This window comes from Actinosynnema mirum DSM 43827 (assembly GCF_000023245.1).
Classification (GTDB): Bacteria; Actinomycetota; Actinomycetes; order Mycobacteriales; family Pseudonocardiaceae; genus Actinosynnema; species Actinosynnema mirum.
In genome coordinates this window covers 4,050,318-4,061,593 of record NC_013093.1, presented here as the reverse complement: position 1 = coordinate 4,061,593, position 11,276 = coordinate 4,050,318, and the positions used below count along the sequence as shown (strand labels likewise).

Annotated in this window: 13 protein-coding genes; 5 read left to right on the top strand and 8 right to left on the bottom strand. The window is 75.3% G+C overall.

The genetic code is table 11. The features are described 5' to 3' along the window. The first annotated feature begins 163 nt into the window (after positions 1 to 163). Positions 164 to 535, top strand: a complete 372-nt coding sequence (locus tag AMIR_RS17435) for a helix-turn-helix domain-containing protein (protein WP_015802278.1) — start codon at positions 164 to 166, stop codon at positions 533 to 535. A gap of 204 nt (positions 536 to 739) precedes the next feature. Here the strand turns inward: AMIR_RS17435 and AMIR_RS17430 are convergent, their stop codons facing one another. Both AMIR_RS17430 and AMIR_RS17425 read right to left on the bottom strand, forming a co-directional pair. Beyond that, the gene (locus AMIR_RS17430) at positions 740 to 2,227 is read right to left on the bottom strand and encodes a cellulose binding domain-containing protein (protein WP_015802277.1); all 1,488 of its coding nucleotides are present in this window, start codon (positions 2,225 to 2,227) and stop codon (positions 740 to 742) included. 74 nt (positions 2,228 to 2,301) lie between these two features. Continuing rightward, positions 2,302 to 3,336 (bottom strand): helix-turn-helix transcriptional regulator, encoded by a 1,035-nt coding sequence (locus AMIR_RS17425; RefSeq protein ID WP_015802276.1) that lies wholly within the window; start codon positions 3,334 to 3,336, stop codon positions 2,302 to 2,304. Positions 3,337 to 3,449: 113 nt separating this feature from the next. On the opposite strand from AMIR_RS17425, the gene AMIR_RS17420 reads away from it, so the two are divergent. Continuing rightward, a complete protein-coding gene (locus tag AMIR_RS17420) occupies positions 3,450 to 3,845 on the top strand; it encodes a RidA family protein (protein ID WP_041836825.1) in 396 nt (131 codons plus the stop codon). Between the two features lie 37 nt (positions 3,846 to 3,882). Here the strand turns inward: AMIR_RS17420 and AMIR_RS17415 are convergent, their stop codons facing one another. Further along, positions 3,883 to 4,374 (bottom strand): NUDIX domain-containing protein, encoded by a 492-nt coding sequence (locus tag AMIR_RS17415; RefSeq protein WP_240438957.1) that lies wholly within the window; start codon positions 4,372 to 4,374, stop codon positions 3,883 to 3,885. A 240-nt stretch (positions 4,375 to 4,614) separates the two neighbouring features. Here AMIR_RS17415 and AMIR_RS17410 point away from each other — a divergent pair, with 240 nt between their 5' ends. After that, positions 4,615 to 4,989, top strand: coding sequence for a hypothetical protein (locus AMIR_RS17410; protein WP_015802273.1), 375 nt, complete (start codon positions 4,615 to 4,617; stop codon positions 4,987 to 4,989). 292 nt (positions 4,990 to 5,281) lie between these two features. Here the strand turns inward: AMIR_RS17410 and AMIR_RS17405 are convergent, their stop codons facing one another. Continuing rightward, positions 5,282 to 6,229 (bottom strand): quinone oxidoreductase family protein, encoded by a 948-nt coding sequence (locus AMIR_RS17405; protein WP_015802272.1) that lies wholly within the window; start codon positions 6,227 to 6,229, stop codon positions 5,282 to 5,284. Positions 6,230 to 6,279: 50 nt separating this feature from the next. On the opposite strand from AMIR_RS17405, the gene AMIR_RS17400 reads away from it, so the two are divergent. Beyond that, a complete protein-coding gene (locus AMIR_RS17400; protein WP_015802271.1) occupies positions 6,280 to 6,882 on the top strand; it encodes a TetR/AcrR family transcriptional regulator in 603 nt (200 codons plus the stop codon). A gap of 235 nt (positions 6,883 to 7,117) precedes the next feature. Here AMIR_RS17400 and AMIR_RS17395 read toward each other — a convergent pair whose 3' ends face one another. Further along, positions 7,118 to 8,191, bottom strand: coding sequence for a winged helix DNA-binding domain-containing protein (locus AMIR_RS17395; RefSeq protein WP_041836824.1), 1,074 nt, complete (start codon positions 8,189 to 8,191; stop codon positions 7,118 to 7,120). A 1-nt stretch (position 8,192) separates the two neighbouring features. Next, entirely contained in the window at positions 8,193 to 9,218 is a 1,026-nt protein-coding gene (locus tag AMIR_RS17390; RefSeq protein ID WP_015802269.1) for an aldo/keto reductase, read from the bottom strand. An 81-nt stretch (positions 9,219 to 9,299) separates the two neighbouring features. Between AMIR_RS17390 and AMIR_RS17385 the strand changes: the two genes are divergently transcribed. Then, positions 9,300 to 10,244 (top strand): helix-turn-helix transcriptional regulator, encoded by a 945-nt coding sequence (locus AMIR_RS17385; protein ID WP_015802268.1) that lies wholly within the window; start codon positions 9,300 to 9,302, stop codon positions 10,242 to 10,244. Here AMIR_RS17385 and AMIR_RS17380 read toward each other — a convergent pair. After that, entirely contained in the window at positions 10,241 to 11,050 is an 810-nt protein-coding gene (locus AMIR_RS17380) for a CE1 family esterase (RefSeq protein WP_015802267.1), read from the bottom strand. The two genes, AMIR_RS17385 and AMIR_RS17380, sit on opposite strands and share 4 nt — an antisense overlap. Before the next feature lie 64 nt (positions 11,051 to 11,114). Continuing rightward, on the bottom strand, positions 11,115 to 11,240 hold the full coding sequence (locus AMIR_RS42790; protein ID WP_280956291.1) for a hypothetical protein: 126 nt from the start codon (positions 11,238 to 11,240) through the stop codon (positions 11,115 to 11,117). Between the last annotated feature and the right edge of the window lie 36 nt (positions 11,241 to 11,276).

The window sequence follows — 11,276 nt, the reverse complement described above, 5'->3', positions numbered from 1 at the left end:
GTGGTCTTCGGTTACGCACAAGCGATCCCCGCAGCACCCGCGAGCGATGCGGGTCGTGTGGAAAGAGGAAGCCGATCTCACGGTCGGCTAGGTGGAAGTGAAACCCAACACCCCTGGGGCCCCGGCGCTACTGCGCCGGGGCCCCTCGTGATGCGGAGGCGCGATGACCCCAGAGGACACAACCGGACCACAGGTCGCCCAGGCGCAGACCACGGCCGAGAGGTTCGACGACGACGACTACCCCGCCTACACCATGGGGCGGGCCGCGGAGATGCTCCGCACGTCGGCCGGGTTCCTGCGCAGCCTGGACGAGGCGAAGCTGATCGAGCCCCAGCGCTCGACCGGCGGCCACCGCCGCTACTCCCGCTCCCAGCTGCGCCTGGCCGCCCGCGTCCGGGAACTGGTCGACCAGGGCACCGGACTGGACGCGGCGTGCCGCATCGTCACCCTGGAGGACCAGCTCCAGGAGGCCAGGGACGCCAACCGGCCACAGCACCCGCCGGGTGAGCCCTACCCGCCACTGCGCGGCGTGTAGCCCCGGCCGCTCCCGCGGCGGTGTCCGGCGGAGGAGGACCCGAGCCCGCCGACCGCGTGCGGGCCGCCCACCACGACCCGACCCGACCCCGACGAAGGCCCGGCGGCGGCATCGGCGGAGGGCCCGGTCGCCGACCTGTTCCGCCCACCACCCGCCCGGTCGCGGACGGGTGGTGGGGCATCGTCATCCGTGCAGGTCACAGGCTCACCAGGTCAGCGGCAGGGTGGCGATGTAGTCGGTCAGCAGGGTCGACAGGAGCCGGTGGTCGGCGGTCGAGTAGTGCCAGTCGCAGCCCAGGCGGTCCAGGCGGGGGTCGTCGTGGTTCCAGAAGCGGACTCGGGTGTCGCCCTGGGCGTTGCGGTCGGTGACGACCTGCTGCGCGGTCTGGGCGAACAGGTTCGAGGCGTTGACCACGATGACCGCGTTCGGGCCGTAGGTGGCGCGGAGCTTGTCGAGGAAGCCCTGGTAGGCGGCCTTGTAGGCGGTGACGAGGGTGTCCGCGGTCCAGGGCTCGCCGGGGTTGACCGGGGTGGAGAAGTCGTTGGTGCCCAGGCCGACCACGACCAGCTGCGGGCGCCACGTCGGCGGGTTCTGCCAGACGTCGGCCGCCTCGTTCTGCAGACCGCGGGCGTAGGAGGTGCGGAAGTCCGTGCCGGGGTCGCCGCCGTTGTAGTTGCGGACCATGCCCCTGCCGGACTGCGCGTTGATCTGGTGGTCGGCGCCCAGGGCTCGGGCGGTCAGGGCGCCGAAGGTCAGGTCGGCGTTGGACTTGCGGTCCACGCCCGTGGCGGAGCAGTCGCGGCTGGTGGAGGTGTTGCCGTAGCCGGCGGTGAGCGAGTCGCCGATGAACTCGATCTGCCGGGTGCGCGGGGCGGGCTTGTCCAGGAGCTCGCCGCCGGGGTCCGCGGTGAAGCCGCCGAACTCGCCCGCGCTCCACGGGACCTCGGTGCGCTTGACCACGCGCACGGTGTGCACGCCGTTGGTCAGCCCCTGCACCCGGTGGGTGGTGCGGCCGGGGGTGACCAGGGTGGCGACGGTGGCGCCGTCGACCTGGACGTCGTAGTCGTTGACCGCGTCGTTGAGGGTGACGCCCACGCCGGTGCCCCGGAAGCGGCCCTCGAAGGCGATGCCGGGCCAGGTGTAGCGGGCGGCGCCCGCCGCCTGCCTGACCCGGCCGACGGTGTGCGCCTTGGCCAGCACGTCGGACGGCGGTGCGGTGGTGGTCGTCGTCGTGGTCGTCGGGGTGGTGGAGCCGGTGCAGGTGACGCCGCCGAGCGCGAACTGCGCCGGGGGCGGGTTGGCGCCGGTCCAGGTGCCGGTGAACCCGAACGAGGTGCTCGCGCCGGTGGCCAGGGAGCCGTTCCAGGCCGCGTTGTCGACCCTGACCTGCGCCCCGGTCTGCGCCGCGACCCCGCCCCACGCCTGGGTCACCGCCTGCCCCGCGCCGAACGCCCAGGTCAGCCGCCAGGAGGTGACCGGGTCGCCGAGGTTGGTGACGTCCACGTTCGCGGTGAACCCGCCCGCCCACTGGCTGGAGACCCGGTAGTCCACCCGGCAGCCGGTGGCGGCGCGCGCGGGGGAGGGGACGGCGGCGAGGGTGGCGGCGGCGGCCACGGCGGTGAGGACGCCGAGCGCGGCGGCGGGGCGTAAGCCGGTGGGGCGTGGGCGGGCGCCGGAGGTGCGCGGGATCATCGTCGGTCCTGTCTGCGAGGCGTGCGCGACTGCCCCGACACCGGCGGCCCCGTCGAGGGCGATGTCCCCGGAATCTAGGGGCTGGTTTTCCGGGGCGTCAAGGCGTCGGGGGAGGGCGCCTGCGGGGCCGGGCTGTCCCGGTCCGGTGGGGTGGCGTAGCGGTCGACGAGGGTGGTGGCGCGGGCGCGCAGGTGCTCGCGCAGCCACGGCGGGGACAGCACCTCCACAGCCTCGGCCAGCTGCCACAACGCCCACTCGGCGTGCCTGCGGTCCTGGTAGAGCACCTCCAGGCCCGGCCACCCGGTCGTCTCCGGGCCGGTCGAGCGCACGGCCACCGCGGTGCCCGCGACCTCCTCCCGGCGGGCCGGGTCCACCCGCGCCACGACCGTGACCTGCGCTGATTCCGGGATGAGCCGCGCGCACCGCTCCCGCCACACCCGCTCCAGGTCGACCTCCGCCGCCCGGACCGCCGGTTCGGGCAGCGCCTCGGCGGCCAGGACCCTGGACAGGCGGTAGGTGCGGTCCTCGCCGTCGCGCGTCGCCAGCAGGTACGTCCGGTCCCCCGCGCCGACCAGGCCGATCGGGTCGACCACCCGCCACCCCGGTTCCCCGCCGGGCGCCGCGTACCGCAGCCGCAGCCTGCGCCCGGCCACCACCGCCCGCCGCACCTCGGCCAGCACGGCGCCGGGCGCGTCGTCCGCCGCGAGGGGCCGCGAGAGCAGGTCGGTCGCCGGGGACGCCAGCAGGCGGGACGCCGCGTCGTGCGCGGTGTCGCGGTTCGGCGCAGGCAGGGCGTCCGCGACCTTGCGCAGCGCCGCCGCCAGCGCCCCGCCCAGCCCGAACGACCCGCCGCCCGACCCCGTCACCAGCAGCGCCAGCGCCTCGTCGTGGTTCAGCCCGGTCAGCTCGGCGCGGTACCCCGGCAGCAGCGCGAACCCGCCCCGCCGCCCGCGCTCCGCGTAGACCGGGACGCCCGCGGCCGACAGCGCCTCCACGTCGCGCAGCACCGTGCGCGTGGACACCTCCAGCTCGCGGGCCAGCGCCGTCGCGGACATCCGGCCCCGTCCGCGCAGCAGCAGGACCAGCGAGACCAACCGGTCAGCTCGCACGTCCCGCAATCCTGCCAGGAATACCTGACAGGAGGTGTCGTGATTCGCGGGCAGGGTCCACGACCACAGGCGGTCGACCGGACCGCCGCGACGAGAGCGGTGCAGGCGTGGCAGTGGAACGAACGGCCGTCAACCCGACGACCTGGTCGGTCGGCATGGGCTTCAACCAGGGCGAGGTGGTCTCCGGGCAGTCCCGGACCCTCTACTGCTCCGGGCAGACCGCGACCGACGCCGACGGGGCGCCGCGGCACGCCGGTGACATGGCGGCCCAGCTGGCGCTGAGCCTGGACAACCTGGAGGCGGTTCTCGGCGGGGCGGGCATGACGCTGGCGAACCTCGTCCGGCTGAACGTGCACACCACCGACGTGGACCTGCTCTTCCAGCACTACGGGGTGCTGGCGGCCCGGCTCGGCGCGGCCCAGGTCGCGCCGACGACCACCATGCTGGGCGTCACCCGGCTGGCGCTGGCGCCGCTGATGGTGGAGCTGGAGGGCACCGCCGTCGCCTGACCGTCCCCGACCCGTCCGGCGCGGTCAGCCGGGCGGGTCAGGCCACCCGCTCGCCCACCTCGCACAGCGCGGTCCCGCCACCGTCCACGACCTCCAGCGCCGCCACCAACCGCCCCGCCAGCCACGGCAGCACCAGCGCCCGCGCCTGCTCCACCGTGCGCAGCGCCACCGACCGCAGCTCCCCGTCCGGGGACCCGAGCCCTTCGAGATCGTCCTCGGACACCAGCCCGCCGTCGAAGACGAACGCCACCGTCTCGGGCCGCCGGTCACGCGCCGGGTGGAAGTCCACCACCAGCAACCTGCCCACCGGCCGCGTCCACCCCAGCTCCTCGCCCAGCTCGCGCGACGCCGCCGCCCACGGCGACTCGTCCACCTCGACCGCGCCGCCGGGGATCTCCCAGTCCGCCTTGTAGGACGGCCCGACCAGCAGCACCCGGCCGTCCCGGTCGCGGAAGAGCACCCCCGCCGCCAGGTGCTTGCCCGTCAACCCCGCCAGGCCAGGCGGGCGCATCCCCTGGAGTTCGCTCACCCGGCCAACGCTAGCCCTCCCGCGCCGGGCCCCGGTATCGGCCGCGTGCCCACCCCCGTACCGCCCGGCGGCGCACAACCGCGGGGCCCCGCAAGGACCCGGCCTCCAAGGACTTCCCGCCCACCGTCATGGTGCATATGCACCGTTTGGAGGTAGGTCGGACGGCGATGCGACTGTATCGTCCCCCCGGTCGAAGGACTCGATCTTGAAGGCTTGTCCGGGGAACTCAAGGGGGATCTCGTGCTGAAGTTCGCTCAGAGGGCGGCGGCGGTCGCCGCCGGGACGGTTCTCATGCTGGCCGCCAGCACCCATGCCGCCTCGGCGGCGGCGCACACGCAGACCCCGCCGGACGGCGGCGGTTCCGGGTACGTGTCGCACACGCACCAGTACCTGCGCGTGTGCGACACGTCGGCGAACGACCGCGGTGTGCGCATCGAGTACACGGTGGCCGGCTCGGGGACCGAGTACAAGCTGGGCGACTCCAACGGGGCGAAGGACGGGTGCGGCACCAGGAGCATCGGCCCCCGCGAGGTGGTCAGCTTCCGGGTCTGCAGCAGCAAGACCGGCGGCGGCGACAGCAAGTGCCGGGCCTGGCAGTGGATCGGAGCCGCTTAGGAGCTCCGGACGACCGGGGGCGCCGTCCCGCCACGCGGGTCTCGTCCAGGAACGTCCAGGAGTGTCCGAACGGCCCCGGCACGCGCGCCGGGGTGCGCTGGACTGTGCCCACACCGCGGCGAGGCTCCTGGGGGAATCCGCCGGGGGAGGGCCGGGGCGGCGCGTACCGGGGGGAGGCGCGCCGTCCCGGCCGTGGCGGGGCCGGCCCGCGCGACCGGGAGGGGACGCCGGTCGTGCGGGCCGGGGTCGGGGTGGAGCGGCTCCCGCGCCGGGGACCTGCACCCCGGTCCGGCTACGTGACCAGCAGCAGCTTCCCGGTGGTCGCGCGCGAGCCGAGGTCCGCGTGCGCCCTGGCCGCCTCCGCCAGGGGGTAGCGCCCGCCGATCCGCACCGCCAGCTCACCGCGCTCGACCATGCCGAACAGCTCCCCCGCGTGCGCCTCCAGCTCGCCGGGGCCGCTGACGTGGTCCTCCACCGACGAGTAGGTCACGCGCACGCTGCGCGGCAGCTCGCTCATCCGCACGGTCGGCACCTCGTCGATCAGCGGCCCGTAGTAGACCAGCGTGCCGTGCCTGCGCAGCACCCGCAGCGACGCCTCGAACGTGCTGCCGCCCGCGCCGTCGAACACCGCGTGCACACCGCCGGTCAGCTCCAGCACCGGCCCGGCGAACGCGCCCCCGGTCGACACCAGCACGTGGTCCGCGCCCGCCGCGCGCACCACCTCCACCTTCTCCTCCCGCGACACCAGCCCGACGACGGTGGCCCCGCGCGCCTTGGCCAGCTGCACGAGCAGCAGCCCGACCCCACCGGCGGCGGCGTGCACGAGCACCACCTCGCCCGGTCGCGTCGGGTGGGACACGGTGGCGAAGTGGTGCGCCGACAGCCCCTGGAGCACCAGCGCGGCGGCCGTCTCGTCGCTCACGCCGTCGGGGATCGCCACCAGCGTCGACGCGGGCAGCACGGCGCGCGTGGCGTAGCTGCCGTGGTCCAGCGTCATCCAGGCCACGCGGTCGCCGGGCGCGAACCCGCGCACGTCCGGGCCCACCTCGGCCACCACACCGGCGCCCTCCATGCCGGGCACCTCGACGGCGCCCCGCGCGCGGATGGCGGTGTCCATGAAGTTCACGCCCGCCACGCGGACGTCCACCAGCACCTCGCCCGGTCCGGGACGCGGGTCCGGCCGCTCGCGCAGCCTGAGCACCTCGGGTCCACCGGGCTCCTCGATCACGATCGCTCTCATGCCCGGCGACGCTATTTCCGCAAAAATGTACCCACAAGTACAGTCTGGGGGTGATCACCGCGAAGGGCGCCGCGACCCGCGCGCGCATCGTCGAGGCCGCCGCCGAGGAGGTCCGGGAGCGCGGCGCGAGCGCCGCCACCCTGGACGACGTGTGCAGGCGCAGCCGGACCGGGAAGAGCCAGGTCTTCCACTACTTCCCGGACGGCAAGGAGCAGCTGCTGCTGGCCGTGGCCGAGCTGGAGGCGGAGCGGGTCTTCGAGGACCAGCAGCCGTACCTGGGCGACCTGACCTCGCGCGCGGCGTGGCTGGCGTGGCGCGACCTGGTGGTGGCGCGGTACCGGGACCAGGGGACGCACTGCCCGCTGGTGGTGCTGATCGCCGAGGTGGGCAGGTTCAGCCCGCAGTCGCGCGCGGTGACGGCGGGGCTGCTGCGGCGGTGGCAGGCGTGCGTGCGCGACGGGGTGGTGGCCACGCAGGCGGCGGGCGAGGCCGATCCGGGGCTGGACCCGGACCGGATGGCGGCGGCGGTGATCGCGGCGGTGCAGGGCGGGGTGACGGTGCTGCTGTCGACCGGGTCGGCGGAGCACCTGGAGGCGGGGATGGACCTGTGCCTGGAGCGGCTGCTGGGCGCGGGGGCGGCGGGGACGACCTGACCGCGCGCACGGGAGAGCGGACGACGCTGTGGACCACCCGGCGGTCGAGCTGCGGAAACCAGCCGGTTCCGGGGGATTTGCGGGGCGGCTGTCACCGGCAGCCGTGCTCGCGCTCCGGTCGGGCACGGGGAACGCGGCGGTGGACCGCGCCTGGGGCAGATCCAGGCGATCCGGAGGAAGGGGGACTCCGCGGGCCACCTCGCCCGCCACCCTCGCAGGCTGACACCCCGACCGCTCAGCCCACCACCACCCGGTCCCCACCGGTCAGGAACCCCGCCAGCCGCTCGCCCTCCGCCACGACCTCGTCGCGCTCCCCAGCGGTCAGCTCGCGCAGCGGCGCCACCCGCACCACGTCCTCGGCCACCCGCCAGGTCGCGGTGACCCGCCCGTCCACCAGCACCACCCGCTCCCCGGCCACCGACAGCCCCTTGTGCGCGTCGTCGACGATCCGGCTCCGGTCCTGGTAGCCCAGGATCGCGTTGTCGAACGCGGGCAGGAACCGCACCGGCGCGGGCACGTCGCCGTCCGGTCGGGGCGCGTCCGGCAGGTCCAGCAGCTCCCGGCCGCGCTCGTCGCGGAACGACACCAGCTCCCCGCGCACCGCCGCCACGGCCGCGGGCAGCCCGGCCAGGCCGCTCCACATCCGCAGGTCCCCCGAGCTGGCCGGACCGTGCGCGGCCAGGTAGCGGCGCACCAGCTCCCGGCCGACCGGGTCCCCGTCGTCCGGCGGGTCGGGTTCGCGGCCGAGCCAATCGGCCAGCAGCGCGTTGCGCACCCCGCCCCTGGCCCGCCACAGCCCGCGCGGCGGCGTCTGGACGACCGGGACGAGCGCCGCGATCACCATCTCGCCCAGCGCGCGCGGCGCGACCGACGGCCACCGCCCGCCCAGCGCCCGCACCACCTCCGCCGCGCTCGCCGGCCCCTCCGCGAGCACCTCGCGCCCGGCGGCGGCCAGCTCGACCAGGTCCACGCCCGCCAGGTCCGCCCGGTACACCCCGAGCACCTTCTGCCGCAGCATGTCGGCGTGCCGCGACCGCCACGCCAGCACGTCGTCCGAGGTCACCAGGTGCACGGTCCGCCGCATCAGGTGCACCCGCACCGCGCGCCTGCCGGTGACCAGCCCGTCCAACCCGGCGGGCGCGAAGTCGCGCAACCGCGACCACAGGCCGGTGAACGGCTCCTGCGGCTCCTGCGCCTGCATCCCGCACAGGTGCGACACCGCGCCCCACGCGTCCAGGTCGGCGCGCCCCAGCAGCAGCTGGCGGGCGAGGGTGGCGCGGTTCAGCTCGCGGGTGGTCAGCACGGTCACCTCAGGCCGCCGCGCGCTCGTCGAGCGGGCGCCTGCGCAGCGCGGGCACGGTCACCTCGGGCGGGGTGAAGGCGATGTCGAGCGGGCCGAGGTCGGTTCCCGGCGGGACGATCTCGTCGATCCGGTCGAGCAGGTCGTCGTCCAGGGCGGTGGTCGCGGCGGAGAGCAGGTCGTCGAGCTGCACGGGGGTGCGCGGGCCCAGGATCGCCGAGGTGACGGCCGGGTGGGTGGTGGTGAACGCCAGCGCCAGGTGCGCCAGCGGCATCCCCGCCTCGCGGGCCAGCGGGATCAGGCGCTCGACGGCGTCGAGCTTGCGCTCGTCGGTCAGGTGCCGGGGCACCCAGCGCATCCGGCCGGGGTTCATCGGCGCGCCCCGGCGGTAGCGGCCGGTGAGCAGGCCGGACGCGAGCGGGCTCCACACCAGCACGCCCAGCCCGTACCGCAGGCAGGTGGGCAGCACCTCGCGCTCGATCCCCCGGTCCAGGATCGAGTACGGGGGCTGCTCGGCGCGGTAGCGGTGCAGTCCGCGCCGCTCGGCGGTCCACTGGGCCTCCACGATCCGCGACGCGGGCAGGCTGGAGGCGCCGATCGCGCGGATCTTGCCCGCGCGCACCAGGTCGGTGAGCGCGGACAGGGTCTCCTCGTCGTCGGTCGACGGGTCCGGGTGGTGCACCTGGTAGAGGTCGACGTGGTCGACGGCGAGCCTGCGCAGCGAGTCCTCCACGGCGGTGATGATCCAGCGCCGGGAGCTGCCCCGCCGGTTGGGGTCCTCGCCCATCGGGCCGTTGCCCTTGGTGGCGAGCACGACGTCGTCGCGCCTGCCCTTGAGCGCCCTGCCGACGATCCGCTCGGACTCGCCGCCCGCGTAGACGTCGGCGGTGTCGACGAAGTTGATCCCCGCGTCCAGCGCGCGGTGGACCATGCCGACGCACTCGTCCACGTCGGTGTTGCCCGCCCCGAACATCATCGTTCCCAGGCAGTGGGGGCTGACCCGGATGCCGGTCCTGCCCAGTTCGCGCGTCCTCACTCGACCTCCTCGGTTCTCCCGCGCAGCTTCTCGGAGGTAGCGGTCAGGTTGTGTCCGCTATCGCGGGGGATACTGCCGTTCGTGCAGAAGACCTCCGCGCGGTTGCTGTCGTTGCTGTCCCTGCTCCAGGCGCGGCGCGACTGGCCGGGCGCGCTGCTGGCCGAGCGGCTGGACGTCAGCGCGCGCACGGTGCGGCGCGACGTCGACCGGTTGCGGGAGCTGGGCTACCCGATCGCGGCGGTCAAGGGCCCGGACGGCGGGTACCGGCTCGACGCGGGGTCGCAGCTGCCGCCGCTGCTGTTCGACGACGAGCAGGCCGTCGCGCTGGCGGTGGCGCTGCGGGTGGCCGCGAGCAGCGGCGCCGGGGTGGAGGAGGCGGCGGCTCGGGCGCTGGCGACGGTGCGGCAGGTGCTGCCCGCGCGGCTGCGGCACCGGGTGGACGCGCTGCAGGTGACGGCGTTGGAGCGGCCGGGCGGGGCGCGGGTGGACGGGGAGGTGCTGGTGGCGCTGAGCGCGGCGGTGCGGGCGGGGGAGGTGCTGCGGTTCGACTACGCGGGTTCCGACGGGCCGCCCCGGCGGGCGGAGCCGCACCACCTGGTCGCGGCCGGTGGGCGCTGGTACCTGGTGGCGTGGGACCTGGACCGCGCGGACTGGCGCACCTTCCGGGCCGACCGGATCACCCCGCGCGTTCCCGGTGGGCCCCGCTTCGCGCCGCGCGAGGTGCCGGGTGGGGACGTGGCGGCGTTCGTGCGCGGCCGGTTCCGGGGGTCGGCGGACGGGGAGTGGCCGTGCCGGGGCGAGGTGCTGCTGGACCTGCCCGCGTCGGCGGTGGCGGCGCACACCGGTGACGCGGTGGTGCGGGAGGTCGGGCCGGGGCGGTGCCGGGTGGTGGCGGGGGCGTGGTCGTGGGTGGCGTTGGCGGCGTCGGTGCTGCGGTTCGACGCGGACGTGGAGGTCGTGGGGCCGCCGGAGCTGGCGGAGGCGTTCGCGCTGCTGGCGCGGCGCAGCGCGGACGCCTCCGGTTAGCGGGCGAACAGCTCGCGGGCCAGGTCGGCGGTGCTCACGTCCCGGTTGGTCGAGCCGAGCACGAACGGGGCCTTCTTCGGGCCGGGGATGGTGTGGCCTGCGCCGTGCGCGGTGAGGAGGGTGACCGGGGGCCTGCCGTCCTGGGCGTGCGCGGTGCGCTCGGCCTTGCCGGTGGTCGTGCTGGTCGGCGCGGTGGTGATGCCGTTGTGCCGCGCGAAGTAGGCGGCGGTGGCGGGGGCGGAGAGGTTGTCGCCGTCGACCTTGAACAGCGCCCGCGCCCACGGCTTCACCTCGCCGCCCTCGTACCGGACGATCCGGTCGCGCGTGCCGTTGACCAGCAGCAACGGGGTGGGCGCGGGGGCGGTGGGGACGGTGAAGCCGTCCGGGGTCGGCATGGTCGCGCCGATGGCGACCGCCGCCGCGAGCAGACCGGGGCGCTCGTGCAGCAGGCGGAACACGAACTGGCCGCCGTTGGAGTACCCGATCGCGTGAACCCGGTCGGGAGCGTGACGGGCGATGACGGCCTCGGTGAACGCGACGTCGTCGACGTTCTCCACGCGGGCGGGGAAGCGGCTGCCGCGACGGGCGTCGTTCCAGTTGCCCTTGTGGCCGTCGAGGTAGGCGACGGCGGTGTCGGCGGTGGCGAGCGCGTCGAAGGCGCGGCCGGTGAAGGCGCGGTGCTTGTCGGCGGTCTGCTTGGAGCCGTGGAAGACCAGCACCAGGTCGGTGATCTCGTCGGTGCGCGTGACGAGGGTGTAGGTGCGGGTGCGGCCTGCTGCTTCGACCGAGGCGCGGGTGACGGGCATGACGAGCTCCGGGTGGCGGTGATGTGGATAGGGAATCCGTTTCACCGTAGCACGAGTGGATAGGTCATCCGGTTGATCGTCGGGGCAGGAGGGTGTGGACCAGGTCCCTGTAGTGGAGCAGGACGTCCTCGACGTGCCACCGCAGCGCGGTCGCCGCCGCCGTGATCGCGCCGTGCCTGACTCGTGGCACGTCCGGGGGTGTTCCCGCAGGTCGCGCGCCAGGACA